The organism is Nocardia sp. NPDC057353 (assembly GCF_042667085.1).
GTDB lineage: Bacteria > Actinomycetota > Actinomycetes > Mycobacteriales > Mycobacteriaceae > Nocardia.
Map to the genome: position 1 here is coordinate 64,536 of NZ_JBHVAK010000026.1, position 18,147 is coordinate 82,682.

The following is an 18,147-nucleotide window of genomic DNA, read 5'->3' on the forward strand; positions in this document are numbered from 1 at the left end:
TCAGAGCGGGAGCAGGTGGTGCTTGCGCGGGCTGGGCGGGACCGTCTTGTCCGCCAGCAGCTTCAGCGCCTTGCGCAGCTCCAGCCTGGTGGCCGACGGCTCGATGACGGCGTCGACGTAGCCGCGCTCGGCCGCCACCCACGGCGTCGCCATGGTGGCGTTGTAGAAGTCGATCATCTGCTGCCTGATGGCGGCGCGCTGCTCCTCGGGCGCGGCGGCGATCTGCTTGCCGCCGATCAGGCTGACCGCGCTCTCCGCGCCCATCACCGCGATCCGCGCGGTCGGCCAGGCCAGGTTGACGTCGGCACCGAGCTGCTTGCAGCCCATCACCGCGTACCCGCCGCCGTACGCCTTGCGGATCACCACCGTCACCTTGGGCACGCTGGCCTCGACGAAGGAGAAGAGGAAGCGGCCGCCGCGCTTGATCACGCCGATCTTCTCCTGCTCGACGCCGGGCAGGAAGCCCGGGGTGTCGACGACGAAGACCAGCGGCAGGCCGTAGGCGTCGCAGATCCGGACGAAGTGCGCGGCCTTGTCCGAGGCGCGGGCGTCCAGCGCGCCCGCGTAGACCATCGGCTGGTTGGCGACGACGCCGACGCTGCGGCCGTCCACCCTGGCGAAACCGGTGATCACATTGCGCCCGGCCGAGGCGCCGAACTCGTGGAACTCGCCGTCGTCGAAGATACGCAGCAGGATGTCGTACATGTCGTAGCCCGCGTTGTCGGAGTCCGGCATGATCGCGTCCAGCTCGCGGTCGCTCTCGGTGACCTCCGGCTCCATCCCCGGGTTCACCACCGGCGGCTGCTCGGTGCAGCTGGTCGGCAGAAAAGCGAGGTAGCGGCGCACCCACTCGAAGGCGGCGGGCTCGTCCTTCGCGACGTGGTGAATATTGCCGTACTCGGCCTGGCTGTGCGCGCCGCCGAGCTCCTCCAGGCTGACGTCCTCGCCGGTGACCTCGCGGATCACCTTGGGCCCGGTGACGAACATGTACGCCTCTTCGGTGGCGACCACGACGTCGGTGTTGATCGGCGCGTACACCGCGCCGCCCGCGCACTTGCCGAGGATCATCGAGACCTGCGGCACCAGCCCGGAGAGCGGCTCCTGCCTGCGCCCCAGCTCGGCGTACCAGGCCAGCGAGGTCACCGCCTCCTGCACCCGCGCGCCGCCGGAGTCGTTGATGCCGACCACCGGGCAGCCGACCCGGGCCGCGTACTCCATGAGGTGGGTGACCTTGCGGCCGAACATCTCGCCGACCGACCCGCCGTACACCGTCTGGTCGTGCGAGAACACCGCGACCGGCCTGCCGTCGACCAGGCCGTGCCCGGTGACGACGCCGTCGCCGTAGAGCGCCGCCGGGTCGCCCGGCTTGCGGACCAGCGCACCGATTTCCACGAAGGTGCCAGGATCGACCAGCATGTTGATTCGATCGCGCGCGCTCGGGATCCCCTTCTTCGCGCGCTTGGCCACACCCGCTTCACCCGCCGGCTCCTGCGCCAGCTCCAGTCGCTTGCGCAGGTCGGCGAGTTTCTCGGCGGTGTTGGTCACTAGTCCCCTTTCGACTTTTCGATGACGTCGAGCCGGGCGCTGAGGTCGGCGCCGATCCGGCCGACCCGCGGCTCGTCGATGATCTGCAGGTGGTCGCCCGCGATCTCGATGACGTCGAGGTTCGGCAGGTACTCGCCCCAGCCGCCGTTGGGCTTGCGCTCGGCGTAGCGCGGCTCCAGCTCGATCATGCCGTCGTGGTAGCGGTCGGCGAGGTAGAGCACGACGTCGCCGTCGTACCGGATGGGCCGCATGGCCGCCAGGTGCCTGCCCTCGATCCAGGAGGTGCGCTGGTGCTCCAGCACGCCGCCGGGGATCTTGGCGCCGCTCAGCTTGATGAGCTGGCTGACGATCGTGTACTGCTCGTCGTCCGAGGCATTGGCCAGCTCGCGCAGCTGCTCCTCCGGCAGGTCGCCCGTGACGCCGTAGGTCTTGCGGGCGAACTCCTGGTAGCGCTGGATGCGCCGCAGCCGCTCCTCCGGGCTGTCGTCCTCCGGCGCGGCCGGGATCGCCAGGTCGATCAGCCCGACCAGCCGGACGTCGGCGCCCTCGTCGCGCAGCAACCTGGCCACCTGCAGCGCGAAGACCGCGCCCAGCGACCAGCCGTACAGCACGTACGGGCCGTCGCCCTGGATCTTGCGCAGTTCAGGCAGGTACTGCCTGGCCCGCTCCTCGATATTGCCCTCGACCCGCTCGAAGCCGTACATCGGCGTCCCCGCGGGCAGCCGCTTGAGCAGCGGCTCGTAGACCAGGGTGTTGCCGCCGGAGGGGTGGAAGACGAAGACCGGGACGGCGTCGCCCTCGGTCCTGGTGCGCAGCGGGCGGATGAAGCCGTCCACGTCGGCGCCGCTGTCCTGCAGGTTCCGCACGATGTCGGCGAGCTGCTCGATGGTCTCGCAGTCCAGCACGTCGTCCAGCGTGACCTCGGCCTTGACCCGCTCGGTGAGCCGGGCGGCCAGCTTCTCCGCGGTGTCGGAGTCCAGGATCGGCAGGGTGTCGAAGATGCCGCCCGGAGACTTGCCGGTGACCAGGGCCCAGGTGGCGTAGGTGAGCCGCTCGGCGGCGTCGCGCGGGGGAACGCCCTCCTCGTCCGCGGCGTCGGCTTGCTTCGACGCCGAGGGCTGCGTCGCAGCAGGCCCCCCGGCGGACTCCGGCTCGGCCGCGGGGCTCGGAGCGGTAGCGGGCGCAGTGCTCGCGGACTCGTCTGCGGGCGCGGAGTCCGCGGATGCGTCTGCAGGGGCGGCGCCGCCGGTCCGCTCGGCCGCGTCCGCGGCGTCGGCCGCTCGGGCCGCCGCATCGTCCGGCGATGCCGTGATCTCCGGCAGCTCGGTGGGCGCGGTCTGCGCGGGCAGCGCGGCCGTGCCCGCCGCGGCCAGCGGATCCTCGCCCGCTTCGAGCGCGGCCCGCGCGGCGGTGATGAAATCCCCGCCGACCTCGAGCTCACCCTCGCCCGCGGCCTGCCGGTCCGCCATGGCCTGCACCTCGGCGCGGTGCTCGATGGCGTAGCGCAGCACCTTGCCGACCTCGTGCAGGCTGGCGTCGCGCACCGCGGCGACCTGCAGCTGCGGGATGTCGAACTCGTACTCCACCCGGTTCTTGATCCGCATGGCCATGAGCGAGTCCAGCCCGAGCTCCATGAGCGGGATCTCCATGGGCAGGTCCTCGACCGCGTACCCCATGGACTCCGCCACGATGGTGGCGAGCCGGTCCTCCAGCGGCTGGGCGCCGTTCGGGTCCCAGCGGTCGCCGAAGCTCTCGACCACCTCGATATCGGCGTCGCTGGTCGGCGCGGCGGCCGGTGCGGCCGCGATGGTGTTCGCGGGCAGCGGGGCGCCGGAGACCACGACGGCGTCCAGCACCAGCCGGAATCCGCTCCCCTCCCTGGCGTGCACCTGCACCGAGGCGCCGCCGGGGTGCGGGGTGAGCGTGGTGGTGAGCGACCCCGAGCCGGGGAGCGCGCCGTGCACCTGGGAGGCGCCGAGCGCCGGGTCGGTGAGCACCTGCGCGGCCGCCGCGGTGACCAGCGCGGCGGCGTCGGTGACGGCGCCCGCGGGCACCTCCCAGACGTGCCTGCCGTCCGGCAGCGCGACGTGCGCGCCGGGCACACCGGCCGGGCCGGAGACCCTGATGGCGGCCCTGGGCCAGTACTGCTTGCGCAGGAACGAGGTGCGCGGGATATCGGCGAAGCCGCCGCCGGGCAGCAGCGTGGCGAGGTTGACCCGGTGCCCGTGCACGTAGAGCTGGGCGAAGGCGCCGAGCACGCCCGCCGACTCGTCCTCCTTGCGCTTGAGCGTGGGGATGAGCTGGGCGTCGTGCAGCCCGGCCGCGAAGGTGGTGCCGAGCACCTGCATGAGCGCGACCGAGTTCGGCGCCAGCTCCAGGAAGGTGGTGTGCCCGGCGTCGACCGCGAGCTTGACGGCGTTGGTGAAGTACACGCTGTGCCGCATGTTCTTCACCCAGTAGTCCTCGTCGTGCACCGGCTCGTGCCCGGCCCTGAAGAACTGCTCCTTGTGCACGGTGGAGTAGAGCCCGGCGCGCAGCGCGGTCGGCTCCAGCCCGGCCAGCTCGGCGGCGAGCTCGCCGAGCAGCGGGTCCATCTGCGAGGTGTGGCCCGCGCCGCGGGTGGGCAGCACCCTGGCGAACTTGCCCGCCTCCTCGACCTTGGCCACGATCGCGGCGACCTGCGCCTGCGGGCCGCCGACGACGGTGTTGGTCGGCGCGGCGTACACCGCGACCTCGACGTCCGGGTAGTCCTGCAGCAGGTCGGCGACGTCGGCGGCGCTGAGCTCGACGAGCGCCATATTGCGCACGTCGTCGTCGGTGATCATGGCCTCGCCCTCGCCCATCAGGCGGGAGCGGGCGCAGATCACGCGCACCGCGTCCGCCAGGGCGAGCCCGCCCGCGATGTAGGCGCCCGCGACCTCGCCCATCGAGTGCCCGACCACGGCCTCCGGCTCGGCGCCGTGCGCGCGCAGCAGCGCGGCCAGCCCGATCTGGATGGTGAAGATGCCGACCTGCGAGGTGCCGACGTCGTAGTCCTGGCCGTCGTCGAGCAGCATCTCCCGGATCGAGTACCCCGCCTCGTCCTCGACCAGCTCGTCGACCTCGTCGACGGCCCGGCGGAATATGGCGTTCTCGGCGTAGAGCTGCTTGCCCATCTTGCGGTGCTGGGCGCCGAAGCCGGAGAGCACCCAGATCGCGCCCTGCGCGGCCGGGGCGTCGGCGCTGAAGACGCCGGGGCCCGGCTTGTTCGCGGCCAGCTGCCGCAGCCCGGCGACGGCCTCGGAGTGCGTCTTGGCCAGCACGACGCCGCGCGAGCGCCAGTGGCTGCGCTTGGCCAGCGCGCGCGCCACGTCGGCGAGCGGGGTGGCCTGGCCCGCCTCGGTCTCCAGCCAGTCGGCGAGCTCGGTGGCGGCGCGGCGGCGGCGGGAGGGGAGGTAGGCGGAGACCGGGAGGATCACCGGCAACGGCTCGTCGCGCTCGCCGGTCCACTCGGCGGGCGCCGCCGACTCGACCAGGATCTCGGTGGCCGCGGCGACCACGTCGCCGCCGGTCGCGGCGGCGACATCACCGTCGGAGATCCCGGCGGCCTCGTCGTCGGCGGACCCGACAGCGTCGTTGCCCGCAGCGCCGGGCAGCGCGGTGTCGGGGCCCCCGTCGAACGGCGCGGCGTCGTCGGCGGCGATGCCGATGGCATCCGCCAGCACCTCGTCGGCGGCATCGGCGCCGCCGACCGCGACGGCGGCCTGCACCGCGACCGCACCGGAGTCCGCCGCCTGCGCGGGCGCGGTCCGCCCCGCGGCGGGCACGCCCTCCGGGCCGGTGTACTCCTGCAGCACGATGTGCGCGTTGGTGCCGCCGAAGCCGAAGCCGGAGATGCCGACGGTCGCGACGCCGCTGTAGCGCGGGAACGGGGTCGGCTCGTCGACGACCTTCAGGTGCGCCTGCTCGAACGGGATGTACGGGTTCGGCCCCGCGTACCCGATGTTCGGGGGAAGCACGTCGTTCTGGAACGCCATGAGCACCTTGGCCAGGCTCGCCGCGCCCGCCCCCGACTCCAGGTGCCCGAAGTTGGTCTTGGCCGAGCCGAGCAGCGCGGGCTTGTCGGCGTCCCGGCCGCGGCCGACCACCCGGCCCAGCGCGTCCGCCTCGATGGGGTCGCCGAGCAGGGTGCCGGTGCCGTGCGCCTCGATGTAGTCGACCGAGGAGGGCACGATGCCCGCGTCCCGGTAGGCCCGGCGCAGCACCTCGGCCTGCGCGTCCGGGTTCGGCGCGAGCAGGCCGTTGGAGCGGCCGTCGTTGTTGGTGGCCGAGCCCTTGACCACGGCCAGGATGCGGTCGCCGTCGCGCTCGGCGTCGGCGAGCCGCTTGAGCACGACCAGCCCGGCACCCTCGGAGCGGACCATGCCGTCGGCGTCCGAGGAGAACGCCTTGATGTGCCCGTCCTTGGCGACCGCGCCGTTCTTGTCGAAGCCGAGGTTGGCGAAGGGCGCGAGGATCATGTTGACGCCGCCGGCCAGCGCCAGGTCGGCCTCGCCGTCGCGCAGCGCGCGCACCGCCTGGTGCACCGCGACCAGGGTGGAGGAGCAGGCGGTGTCGATCGCCACCGACGGGCCGGTGAAGTCGAAGAAGTACGACACCCGGTTGGAGATGATGCTGCTGACGCTGCCCATGATGGCGTAGGCGTCGGCCGAGGCCGGGATGTTCGGGTCCTTCTCGCCGCCGAGCCCGAGCGCCGCGATGAGCTGGAAGTCGTTGCTAGAGGTGCCGACGAAGACACCGACAGGGGTGCCGCGCAGCTCGCTGGCCGGGATCCGCGCGTGCTCCAGCGCCTCCCAGGTGAGCTCCATCATGAGCCGCTGCTGCGGGTCGACCCGCTCGACCTCGATCGGCGACATGGCGAAGAACTCCGCGTCGAAGCCCTTGACCACCTCCTGGTCCAGGTAGCCGCCGAGGCTGTTGCTCTCCGCGACGGCCTGCGCCACCTCGGGCTCGCCGAGGAACTCCGACCAGCGGCCCTCAGGCAGCTCGCGGATGGCGTCGCCGCGGTTGATGAGGAAGTCCCAGGTGGACTCGGGGGTATCGCCCGCGCCGGGCAGCCGGGTGGCGAGCCCGACGATGGCGATGTCGTGCGCCGCGCCCGGCTGGTAGGAGGTGTAGAAGGCGTCGTCGGCGGCCTCGGCGGAGACCTCCGGCTCGCCGTTGACGATCCGCTCGGCCAGCGAGGCGATGGTCGGGTGCTGGTAGGCAACGGTGGCCGAGAGCAGGACGCCGGTGAGCTCCTCGATATCGCCGCCGAGGGCGAGCAGGTCGCGCGAGGCGAGGCCGAACTCCTCCATCGGGCGGTCGACCGTGATCTGCGCGACCTCCTGGCCGGTGGCGTCGGCAACCCAGTTGCGCAGCCATTCCCGCAGTTCGGCGACGGAGATGTCGGGCCGCTCCGCGCTGCCGGATGCCGGGGTGGGGTTGCCCTCGTTGTCAGCCATCAATTCCTCAAGCTACTCGGGTGCGTACGGCGCACCGGGCGAACGCCGGAATCGCGTAGTGCACCGAGGCTCCGGCATACGGGACGATTCCCGGCGCCGCGCGGCGCCGGGAATCCGTGCTCACTCTTCGTCGGGTGCGTCGGGGAAGGCCTGCTGGGTGTAGCCACCCCGCAGCGTTCCCTCCAGGTAGGCGGCCTTGCAGGCGCGCCGCGCGATCTTGCCGCTGGAGGTGCGCGGGATCGAGCCCGCCGGCACGAGCAGCACGTCGCGCACGGTGACGCCGTGCCGCTGCGAGATCGCCGCGCGCACCGCGTCGGCGATTGGCTGCGGATCGGCCTTGCCCGCGCCCGGACCGCGCTCGCCGACGATCACCAGCTGCTCCGAGCCGTCGTCCGCGTCGAACTTCAGCCCGGACGGGTTCTGCTCGAAGACCACCGCGGGCAGCTGGTTCGCGGGCACCGAGAAGGCGGCGACGAAGCCGGGGCGCAGCTGGTTGCTCGCCTCCTGCGCCGAGTGCTCCAGATCCTGCGGGTAGTGGTTGCGGCCGTCCACGATCACCAGGTCCTTGACCCGGCCGGTGATGTAGAGCTCGCCGTCGAAGTAGACGCCGTAGTCGCCGGTGCGCATCCAGTCGGCGTCCTTCTCGGTGCCGTCGGCGCGGCTGTCGCCGGGCTGCCGCTCGCCGAGCCGGTTCTTGAAGGTCTTGGTGGTCTCCTCGTCGCGACCCCAGTACCCGATGCCCATGTTCTCGCCGTGCAGCCAGATCTCGCCGACCCTGCCATCCGGCAGCTCGGTGCCGACGCCGCTCTCCACGGTGTCCGGGTCGACGATCACGGCCCACTGCGAGCGCGCGACGTAGCCGCAGCTCACCTGGGCGATGGCGTTCTCGTGGGTGGGGTCGACGCGCACCATGCGGCCCGCGTTCAGCTCGTCGCGGTCGACGTAGTTGACCTTCGCCTCGTCCTCGTGCTTCGTCGCGGAGACGAAGAGCGTGGCCTCGGCCATGCCGTAGCAGGGCTTGATCGCGGTCTTGGGCAGGCCGTAGGGGGCGAACGCCTCGTTGAACTTCTTCATCGACGAGGTGGTCACCGGCTCGCTGCCGTTGATCAGCCCGATCACGTTGGAGAGGTCGAGCGATTCGCCGTTCTTCGGCAGGCCGCGGGCGGCGGCGTGCTCGAAGGCGAAGTTCGGGGCGGCGGCGAAGGTGCCCGCACCGTCCGAGACGGCGGCCAGCTCCTTGATCCAGCGGTACGGGCGCCGCACGAAGGCGCTCGGCGACATGATGGTGATGAACTTGCCGCCCACCGCGGGCAGGATCACCGTCAGCAGCCCCATGTCGTGGAAGAGCGGCAGCCAGGTGACGCCGCGCGAGGTCATGTCGAGCTTCAGCGCGTCCACCATCTGCAGCACGTTGGTGCCGACCGCGCGGTGCGTGATCTCGACGCCCGCCGGGGTTCTGGTGGAGCCGGAGGTGTACTGCAGGTACGCGATGTCGTCGATGTCGAGCTCCGGCCGCACCCAGCTGTCGCCGACGCTGTCCGGGATCGCGTCGACCGCGATGATCCGCGGCCGCTGGGCGGCGGGCAGCGAGCGGAAGAACTGGCGCACGCCCGCGGCCGACGAGCTCGCGGTGAGGATCGCCGACGGCTTGCAGTCGCCGAGCACCGCGTGCAGCCGGTCGGTGTGACCCGGCTCGTCCGGGTCGAAGAGCGGCACCGAGATGTTCCCCGCGAAGATGGCGGCGAAGAAGGAGATCACATAGTCCAGCCCCTGCGGAGCCAGGATCGCCACCCGGTCGCCCGGGTTGGTCACCTGCTGGAGTCGGCCGGCCACCGCGCGCAACCGGACACCGAACTCACGCCACGTCAGCTCGAGTGCCTCACCGTCCCGCTCGCGCGAGTAGTCGATGTAGCGGTACGCGAGCGTGTTCGCGTCGTTCCGTGTGTGCTTCTCGACGTGGTCGACCAGGGTGTGATCGAGGGGAATACGGATGTTCCCGGTCTCGTCCAGGTACTCGTCGAAAGTCGTTTCCATTCCTTCTTCTCCTCCGAGGCACGAACAGCCCGACGGCGAGATGCCGTAGATACCTGTGAGGCCCCGACTCGCTTTCGCCCGGCGGGCACTCCGTGTCCGAGCGCCGGCGTGGCAGATTCGTCGCGGTCTGCGCGGTGACCGCTAAAGGCTAGATGTACTCAAACCAGAGTCATGTTACAGAGAAGACCGGATCACTCGTCCCGCAGCAGCGGAATCACCGGCGCGAAGGCATCCATCTGGGTCGGGAAGATGCCGACGTACGACATGGCCGTGAGCTTCCTGACCCGGCGGATCTGCTCCGCGATCTCCTCGAACGTGCCGATGGCGACGTACGGGGAGTTCAGGATGTCCGCCACCGACAGCTTGGTGTCCACCTCGAGGTCGGGGTGCAGCCCGCGCTCGATGGCGGTGAGCGCCATCTCGGCGGTCTTCTCCCGGTCGTCGGTGATGACGATGGCGGTGATGGCCCAGTTCAGCTCGATGTCGCCGAACCGGTCACCGGCCGCCTCCCGGATGAGCTCGACCTTCTCGATGGTCTTCTCCAGGGTGATCCCGGAGAGCAGACCCTTGCCGTTCTTGGTGGTGACCGGAACGACCGAGACGATGTCGGCGTGCTTGGCGGCGAGGCGGAGCATCTTCGGTCCACCGCCGCCGGTGCAGATCGGCGGGCGCGGGCCCTGCCGCGGTCGCGGCGTGCCCTTCAGACCGTTGACCTGGTAATACTTGCCCTCGAAGGTGCACTCCCTACCGCGCAGCAGCACGTCGAGGATGGTGAGCGCCTCGTCGAGTTTGGCCAGCCGCACGCCGGGTGAGTCGAACTCCAGGCCCGCGGCGAGGTACTCGTCCTGCTTCCAGCCCGCGCCGAGCCCGACCTCGAGCCGCCCCTTGGAGAGCACGTCGATGGTGGCCAGCTCCTTGGCCAGCACCACGGGGTGGCGGAAGCCGTTGGCCAGCACCGAGGTGCCGAGCCGGATGCGCTCGGTGGCCTGGCTGAGCGCGCCGAGCGCGGCGATCGGGCCGATCTGGTCACCGAGGTGGTCCGGCACGACGAAGGTGTCGTAGCCGTACTCCTCGGCCTGCTGCGCGGTCTGCACGAACTTGCGCGCGCCGCCCTCCTGCTTGTTGCCCTCGCCCGCAGCGGCGAACCGGAATTTCCGCAGCGGCGTGCCCAGCGCGGTCAGCTCGGCTGCCGCGGCACTCGGCTCGGCGGTGGCCGGTGCTCCGGCTTGTGTCATGAACTCATGCTCCTCTGGGGCCGGGTGCGATCACCAGCGCACTTTACAGCGTCCCGCAAGCCCCGAGAACGGATGCGGCCACACCGCTGGCGAGCACGCGAACGGGTACGGCGCGCTGCTGTGAGACCTCACGAATGGGGTGGCCGCGGAGCACCTTCGATGAGCCCCGCCGCCCAGTTCACGGTCCACCCGGTGGCGGTCGTGCCTGCGTCGTCGACGACGTACCCGTTGTAGAGGCTGTGTACCGGATTGCCGACGGCCCTGGTCAGGGTGAGCACGCTGCCCATGATGTTCGCCGGGCTCAGCGCGTCGCGCGGGGCGTCGCAGATGAGGTCGCCGGGCGCGCACATGGTGTAGACCCGGCCCGCCAGTTCACCGAATCCGCCTTCGCGCGGGCCGGTCATGGTGATTCCGGGCACGTTCAGCCCCTTCAACGCCACCTCGGCGCCGACGCCGGGCGGCGCGGCACCGACCGTGACGGCCGCGGCCTCGGTGTCGGGGGCCCGCCTGCCGTCCGCGATCAGCGTGACGCCGAGCACGAGACTTGCGGGCACCGGGCCGTCGCCCGCGCCGATCTGCGCGGCGATGTCGCCCGCGATCACCGCGCCCTGGGAGAACCCGGCGATGACGTAGGAGGTCAGCGGGCAGCGCGCGTGCCGCTCGGTGAGCAGCTCGACGGCGCGCTGAGTGCCCTCGGAGCGGCTGTTGTTGTAGGACTGCTGGCCGTCCGGCGGGATCGCGATGGGGTTCGAGAACTGGGCGACGTACGGGACGGTGTAGACGTCGACCCGCTCGGCCGGGAACTGCGCGGCGATCGGCCCGGAGACATTGATCATCAGCGAGACCGGGTTCGCCGTCGGGTTGTGCGGGTCGTCGGTGCTGTTCGACTCCCAGGTGCCCGGGATGGAGAGGAACTGCACGTCGGGGCAGTCGGCGGGCTGCGAGGCTGGCGGCTCCGGCGGGGTCGGGCCGGGGCCGGGCACCTTGAGCCTGCCCGCGAGCAGGTACCACAGCAGCAGCGCCGCGATGACGATCAGCGCGACCACGAGCAGGAAGATCAAGCACCCCGCCGGTCGGGACCGGCGGGGCTGCGAACCGCGGCGCGCGCTCACGAGCAGTAGGTCTGCCTTGCCGTGTCCAGATAGATCTGGCCTGCCTGCTCGACCGGCATCTTGGCCGGATCGAAGGACGGGTCGGAGCCCGCCATCGCGGAGACGAAGGTCATCAGGTCCTGATCCGAGGCGCCTGCCGCGCTGCCCTGGCAGACGTAGGCGCCGATGCTGAGCGCGATCTCCGGGGTGGAGGGGGTGACGCCCTTCGCGGCGAGTGCCTCCAGGAACTGCTTGTCCTTGTCGCCGAGCGCGCCGCTGTCGGCCTGCGGGACGGCATCGGTCGGCACCGGCTCCGGGCGCTCCGGGGCCTCATCGGCGGGCGGGGCCGTCGCCTCGGCCGACGGGGTGGCGGCCTGGTCCGGCGCCGGTGCGGCGGAGCTCGGGGCCTGGCTCGCCGCCGTGGTGGTGCCGGTCAGCGACGGGGTGCTGGTCGCCGTCGAGTCGTTGTCACCGCAGGCCGCGAGCAGGCCGGTGGCGGCGAGCGCCACGGCGACGCCCATCACCTTTCCACGGGTCCGATGCATGAATTCTTGTCCTCGCTAGTCAGCGTTGGGGGGTCGGTCGCCCACCAGGCTAGCGGGCCGCGCCCCGGTGCCGTTCAGATGCCGTGGATCTCGGGCTTCCCATCGCGCACCGTGACGAAGCCGGACTGGAAGTTCTGCTGGACCCCGCCCGGCACCGCGAACTCGTCGCCGATCGGGTAGCCGAGCCTGCCGTTCTCGTACCCCGCGTCCCGCCAGGCGTCCATGATCGGGCCGTTGCGCACCGCCCAGGCACCGGAGAGCGGGCTCCAGTACAGCGTGCCGCCCTCGAACCGCGCGTACCGGCCGAGGTCCTTCGCGGGCTGCTCGCCCTCGATCGGCAGCCCGACCGGGCTGTTCTCGAAGCCGAGCTGCGCGTACTTGCCGAGGATCAGCCCCTGCACCCGGTGCGCCCCGGTGGCGGCGCTGTAGTAGAAGGCGCCGTGCTCGAAGCTCTGCACCAGCGCGTCCCGGTTCGGCAGCCGGACCTCGGGCCCGGCCGGGTAGCCCGCGGGGCCGCGTTCGAAGCCCTGCCCGCCCCAGGCGTCGAGGATCGCGCCGCGCACCACCTGGGCGCCGGTCTCCCTGGTCCAGTACAGCGAGCCGTCCTGGAAGCTCTGGAACCGGCCGCGGTTGTCCGGCAGCAGCTGCTCGTCGCCGGTGGGCAGCCCGAGCGGCGCGGGCCCGGCCGCCGCCGCCATGTACCCGCCCGCGAGCCCGCCCGCCACCGGGTGTGCCCCGGTGTCGGGCGCGAAGAGCACCCGGCCGGAGCGGAAGTCCTGCGCCACCCCGCCGGGCACCGGGTACTCGCCGGTCAGGCAGTCGCCGAGCCAGGGGTTGACGATGGTCACCGGCTGGATCGCGCCGCCGACCGCGCAGGGGGGCTTGTCGGCTTCGACCCCGAGCGCGGCGGCCAGCTGCGGCCACGACTGCCGCATCTCGAAGTCCCAGTAGGGCCAGGAGTGCGTACCGGAGGCGCGGTAGTTGGCCTGCACCGGGATCTCCAGCTCGGCGAGCTTGTCGACGAAGTTCTGCGTGGTGAGCCGGGAGAGGATCTCCAGCCCGGTGCCCGCGTAGTTGGTGCTGATGCCGGGGATCGTCGAGGCCAGGTCGTGCGGGCCGGTGGCGCCGCTGCCGCTGGAGACGTACAGGCTGACGCCGCGCAGCTTGTCGGCGAGCAGGTACGGGTCGTGCTCCCGCCACCCGGGTTCGGTCGGCGGCCCCCACATGGCGTTCGAGTCGAAGCCGCCCGCGTCCCGCATGGCGAACTGGATGGCCTGCGGCATGCCGAGCGTGGTGGTGGTCAGGAAACCGGAGTAGGAGGCGGCGAACTTGGCGAAGCCGGGGTTGCGGCCGGTGAGGAACATGGCCGCGGTGCCGCCCATGGAGAGCCCGGCGATGGCGCGCGCGTTCGTCGCCCGCCACTGCTGCTCCAGGATCGGCGGCAGCTCGCGGGTGAGGAAGGTCTCCCACTGGTAGTTGTGGCCGTTGTCCGGGCGGGCCCAGTCGGCGTAGAAGCTGGACTGGCCGCCGACCGGGAGCACGACGGTGACGTTCTTGTCGGCGTAGAAGTTCTCCGCGCCCGCGTCCTTGGTCCAGCCGGACTCGGTGTCGGTCGCGCGCAGCCCGTCCAGCAGGTAGAGCACCGGGAAGGCGGCATCCCGGCGGCTGTTCCAGTCCCTGGCCAGCAGCAGCTGCACCTGCGTCGGCGCGCCCATGGCGGGCGAGTCGATCCACAGCGCGACCCGCCGGTCGTCCAGCCAGACCACCCGGCTCACCGCGGCGGCGCCCGCCGCGGCGGCGGGCTGGGCCGAGCTCACCGGCGTGCCCGTCGGGAGCAGCGCGATGGCCGCCGCGGCGGCTACCGCCAGCAGGCGGCCACCGCGCGGTCGCGATCCGGTTGCCGGAGCGCGTTTACACGCCCATTTTCGCCCCCCGGCGCCCCCAACTTTCCCTGCCACCCATCGTTTGTACCCCGCATACAGGGCTTTTCCCGGCGCGACGCGCCAACCGCAGACCGATGCTCAGTATTTGCCAGGATTATGTGGAGAGATCGCCGATTCGGGAAACGGCAGCGGCGCCGCCGCTTCCCGGAGGAAGCTGACGGCGCCGCGGCGTCGAACGGGGGGGTGTCACCAACCGCCGGTGGCATCGAGGATGCCCTTGCGGGAGTTGAAGAGCTCGCCCTCCCAGTACTTCCACGAGTGCGTGCCCGCGGCCGGGAAGTTGAAGGCGGCCGGGATCTTCAGCGAGGCCAGGCGGACCTGGAACGCGCGGGTGTTCACCAGCGAGAGCGCTTCGAGCGCCATCGCGTTACCGGTGTTGAAGACGCCGATCGCCGAGTTCGGGCGGTCGTGCTGGCCCGGCAGGCCGGAGGCGGCCGAGATGTACATCGGCAGCCCCTTCAGCTGCGGCGCGAAGACGAAGGGGTCCATGCGCAGCCACTGCGGGCTCCACGGGGCCGCCATCGAGTCGACGTTGAAGCGGCCCGCGTCCAGCATGGCGACGCGGATGGCCTCGCGCATGCCCGGCGCCGAGATGTTCAGGTAGCCGGAGTAGGACGCGGCGTACTTGAACTGATCCCGGTGGTAGGCGGCCAGCGCCAGGGCGGCGCTGCCACCCATGGAGAGGCCCGCGACCGCGTTGTTGGTCTTGGAGACGCCGTAGCCGGCCAGGAAGTCCGGCAGCTCCTTGGTCAGGAAGGTTTCCCACTTGTAGGTGGTCTTCTGACCGTTGGTGTTGCTCGGGGAGTACCAGTCGGTGTAGAAGCTCGACTGCCCGCCCACCGGCATGATCAGGCTGATGTTGTCGTTCTTGAACTGCTCGAGCGCATTGGTCTCGAACGACCAGGCGTTGCGGTCGTCCCGCGCCCGCAGGCCGTCGAGCAGGTAGAGCGCCGCGTTACCGCCGCGGGCCGCCCACTGCACCTGAACCTTGATCGGACCCATCGAGGACGGGACCATCAGGTCCTCGAACCCGCCCGCGGGCGCCCGGAGCGCCGCGGGGGCGGGAGCCGCCACAGCGGCGGTCGGGGCCGCGATACCGGCGGCGATCGGCAGCGCTAGCGCAGCTGCACCGACCGCGAGCATCCGGCCACGCCATCCCGTTTTCGTCTTCTTCGGCGCGGCCGCCCTGCCGAAACGCATGAATCCTGCTCTCTTCCTGCTGTCGTGGCACGGCTCCCCACCCCGGCGGGGACCGCACCAGTGTTGCCTACGAGACGCGCGGCCCCGCCGAACCGGATCCCGACCACCGGTTCAGCGGAGCGCACTACAACGATCTGGTCACACTCGCGCTCGCTGGACGATATTCGACCCCGTAATCCTTCGCAAGACGGAGTGGTCGTTTACCCACCGGGTGGCGCTGTGATCGTGCGGAGACCATATCGCGTTCTCCGGTTGATGTCGTGGCTTGGTTCCGATTCGTTTCCGTTATCCACAGGAACGGCCACCCGACAGCGGAATTCGCGGTTTTCAGGGGGTGGATACGGGGGTTTCACTGTGACCAATCCCGCATCCTTCCCCATTCGGCGAGACGGCGGAAAAAGACGGACCGCCCGGCACCGTGATCGGTGCCGGGCGGTCCGGAGCGGCGGCGTCAGCCGATATTCGCCGAGAGGTCGGGCAGCATTCGCTTCGCCTCCTCGGTCCAGTTCACCCAGTTGTGCACGCCGAAGGTCGGGAACGAGTAGGTCGTGTTCCCGCCGCCGAGCGTCGCCATCCGCACCTGGAACGCCCTGGTGTTGGCGAGCGCGAGCGCTTCCAGCCCCATGGCGTTCAGGGTGTTGAAGCTGGGCCCGTCGACCGCGGTCGGCAGGCCGCTACCGGCGGCGATGTAGAGCCTGGTGCCGTTGCGGACCAATTGCGGCGCGAAGACGAACGGGTCCATGCGCAGCCACTGCGGGCCCCACGGCGGCGCCATGGCGTCGACGTTGTAGCCGCCCGCGTCCAGCATGGCCACGCGAATGGCCTCGCGCATGCCCGGCGCCGAGATATTCAGGTAGCCGGAGTACGAGCCCGCGAAACTGAACTGGTCCGGGTGGTAGGCCGCGAGGGTGAGCGCGGCGCTGCCGCCCATCGAGAGGCCGAAGACGCCGTTGCGGGTCGCCCGGAAACCGAGCCGGTCGCGCAGCGCATTGCGCAGGTCGCGGGTCAGGAAGGTTTCCCACTGGTAGCGGTAGCTCTTGCCGGGGCCAGCGGCGAAAGCGTTCAGCGCGCCGGAGCCGGAACTCGAACCGGTGCCCGCCGGAATACCGACGAAGGTGCTCGGGGCATTCCAGTCGGCGTAGAAGCTGGACATGCCGCCGACCGGCATCACGACGTTGATGTTCGCGCCCGCCAGCAGCTCCGCGACCGGGGTCTCGATTTCCCAGCCGTTCAGCGTCTCGGGTGCGCGCATTCCGTCGAGCAGGTAGACCACGCGGTTGGTGTTGCCATCGGCGGCGCGCAGCACGCGCGACTTGATCGGCCCCATGCCGGAGTCGACCCAGAAGTCGAACGCCGCGGGGTTGAAGGCCGCCTTGGCGGGGGCAACGGGCCCGACGGCCCCGATCCCCAGCGGCGCGAGCAGCGCCACCGCCAGCGCCACACTCCACCGCCCGAGCCGGGAGCCGCGTGCTCCCGCACCGGCCCCGCGTTTCCAGCGCGCACTTCGCATTCGTCGAAACCTTTCGCTCTGGCGACCGGTTGGCAAATCGAAAGCTATCAAAACCGGCCCCTCATCGGGCACCAGGACACGTCACTGCTCCGCATCGCGGACATGTGCAACTCCGGCGCGTGCTTCCGCCGTATAGATCGGAAGCGCATGGGTCCATGTTGCTGGATAGTGATCCCAGCCACAACCGACGCACCCTAGCGCTACCGATTCGTTGCCGACCGTCCCGCGGACGCCCTCCGGGCGCCATTGCCGACGGTACCCGGCCGGGCGGAGGCGTGCCCACCCGGCCGGATCAGGGGCATCGTCGCGGTCACCCGATGGAGGCGGAGAGGTCGGGCAGCATCCGACCGACCTCGGACTCCCAGTTGCGCCAGGTGTGCACCCCGACGTTCGCGAAGTCGTAGGTGACGTTCGAGACGCCGAGTGCGTCGAGCCTGGCCTGGAACGCCCTGGTGTTGGCGGAGGCGAGGTTCTCCAGCACGATCGCGTTGAGGGTGTCGAAATCGGCGCCGTCGGCGGGCAGCGGGCGGCCGTCCGCGGCGGCGATCCAGAGCCTGGTCCCGTTCTCCCGCAACAGCGGGGCGAACGAGAACGGGTCCAGCCGCTGCCACAGCTCGCTGGCCGCGGGCGCCATGGATTCGATGTTGTAGCCGCCCGCGTCGACCATGGCGAGCCGGATGGCCTCGCGCATGCCGGGGGCATTCACGTTCAGCATGCCGCTGTAGGCGGCGGCGTAGGAGAAGTGCTCCGGGTGGAACGCGGCGAGCGCGAGCGCGGCGCTCGCCCCCATGGAGAGCCCGATCACGCCATTGCGCGCGGTGGCGAAGCCGTAGCGGTCGCGCAGCGCCTCCGGCAGCGCGCCGGTGAGGAAGCTCTCCCACTGGTAGCGGTAGCTCTTGCCCGGTCCGGGGTCGAGCGCCTGCAACCCGCCGGAGCCGGTGGATGATCCGGCCGAGCCGCTCGCGGGCGGCAGCCCCGGCAGCGAGCTCGGCGCGGCCCAGTCGGCGTAGAAGCTGGACTGCCCGCCGATCGGCATGACCACATTGATGTTCGCCGCCGCGAGCTGCCGCGGCACCTCGGTGTGCAGCTCCCAGCCGCTCAGGTCCTCCCTGGCGCGCATGCCGTCCAGGGCGTAGACCACGCGATCGGTATTGCCGTCGGCGGCGCGGAAGATCCGCGACTTGACCGGCCCCATCGGGGAGTCGACCCAGACGTCGATCCCGGCCGGGTCGAAGGCCGCGGTGGCGGGCGCCGCGGCGCCGAGCCCGGTGCCGATCGGCAGCAGCACCGCCGCGGCCAGCAGTGCGACCCGGCGGATCCGGGAACCCGCCCGCTTTCGGATGTTCACGCCTCGCATCTGATCAAGGGCCTTCCTGCGTGCCTCGTCCACGAAATCGCACCGAGCCTATCGGCGCAGGAGGCCGGGCCCGTTATCGAAATGTGATAGAGATTCGCGGAGCGGCTTGTGTCCGATCACGACCGTCCCGGCGCGCCGTCGCGGGGCGCGCCGGAGACGCAGCCGCCGCCCGGCTGGGGCCGGGCGGCGGCAGTCGGAAAGGGT

Annotated in this window: 10 protein-coding genes; all 10 read right to left on the reverse strand. The window is 71.2% G+C overall.

Translation table 11 applies throughout. The features are described 5' to 3' along the window. The 10 genes from ACFUUZ_RS16040 to ACFUUZ_RS16085 all read right to left on the reverse strand — a co-directional run bounded on the left by ACFUUZ_RS16040 (nt 1) and on the right by ACFUUZ_RS16085 (nt 17,943). Nucleotides 1-1,545, reverse strand: a complete 1,545-nt coding sequence (locus tag ACFUUZ_RS16040) for an acyl-CoA carboxylase subunit beta (protein WP_378696732.1) — start codon at nt 1,543-1,545, stop codon at nt 1-3. Then, nucleotides 1,545-7,028: a polyketide synthase Pks13 gene (pks13, locus tag ACFUUZ_RS16045; RefSeq protein WP_378696734.1), complete on the reverse strand. Its 5,484-nt coding sequence runs from the start codon at nt 7,026-7,028 to the stop codon at nt 1,545-1,547. The genes ACFUUZ_RS16040 and pks13 overlap by 1 nt, the downstream gene beginning before the upstream one ends. 120 nt (nt 7,029-7,148) lie before the next feature. Next, nucleotides 7,149-9,062: a long-chain-fatty-acid--AMP ligase FadD32 gene (fadD32, locus tag ACFUUZ_RS16050; RefSeq protein WP_378696736.1), complete on the reverse strand. Its 1,914-nt coding sequence runs from the start codon at nt 9,060-9,062 to the stop codon at nt 7,149-7,151. Nucleotides 9,063-9,253: 191 nt separating this feature from the next. After that, a complete protein-coding gene (locus ACFUUZ_RS16055) occupies nt 9,254-10,297 on the reverse strand; it encodes an LLM class F420-dependent oxidoreductase (protein WP_378696738.1) in 1,044 nt (347 codons plus the stop codon). A 128-nt stretch (nt 10,298-10,425) separates the two neighbouring features. Next, nucleotides 10,426-11,409: a cutinase family protein gene (locus ACFUUZ_RS16060; RefSeq protein WP_378696740.1), complete on the reverse strand. Its 984-nt coding sequence runs from the start codon at nt 11,407-11,409 to the stop codon at nt 10,426-10,428. Then, nucleotides 11,406-11,933, reverse strand: a complete 528-nt coding sequence (locus ACFUUZ_RS16065; RefSeq protein ID WP_378696742.1) for a DUF732 domain-containing protein — start codon at nt 11,931-11,933, stop codon at nt 11,406-11,408. Before ACFUUZ_RS16065 ends, ACFUUZ_RS16060 begins: the two co-directional genes overlap by 4 nt. A 74-nt stretch (nt 11,934-12,007) precedes the next feature. After that, nucleotides 12,008-13,804, reverse strand: coding sequence for an alpha/beta hydrolase-fold protein (locus ACFUUZ_RS16070; RefSeq protein WP_378696761.1), 1,797 nt, complete (start codon nt 13,802-13,804; stop codon nt 12,008-12,010). Nucleotides 13,805-14,062: 258 nt separating this feature from the next. Then, on the reverse strand, nt 14,063-15,076 hold the full coding sequence (locus ACFUUZ_RS16075; RefSeq protein WP_378696744.1) for an alpha/beta hydrolase: 1,014 nt from the start codon (nt 15,074-15,076) through the stop codon (nt 14,063-14,065). A gap of 451 nt (nt 15,077-15,527) precedes the next feature. Further along, complete coding sequence (locus ACFUUZ_RS16080; RefSeq protein ID WP_378696746.1) at nt 15,528-16,586, reverse strand: alpha/beta hydrolase; 1,059 nt, start codon at nt 16,584-16,586, stop codon at nt 15,528-15,530. 310 nt (nt 16,587-16,896) lie between these two features. Continuing rightward, nucleotides 16,897-17,943: an alpha/beta hydrolase gene (locus tag ACFUUZ_RS16085; protein ID WP_378696748.1), complete on the reverse strand. Its 1,047-nt coding sequence runs from the start codon at nt 17,941-17,943 to the stop codon at nt 16,897-16,899. Nucleotides 17,944-18,147 lie beyond the last annotated feature (204 nt).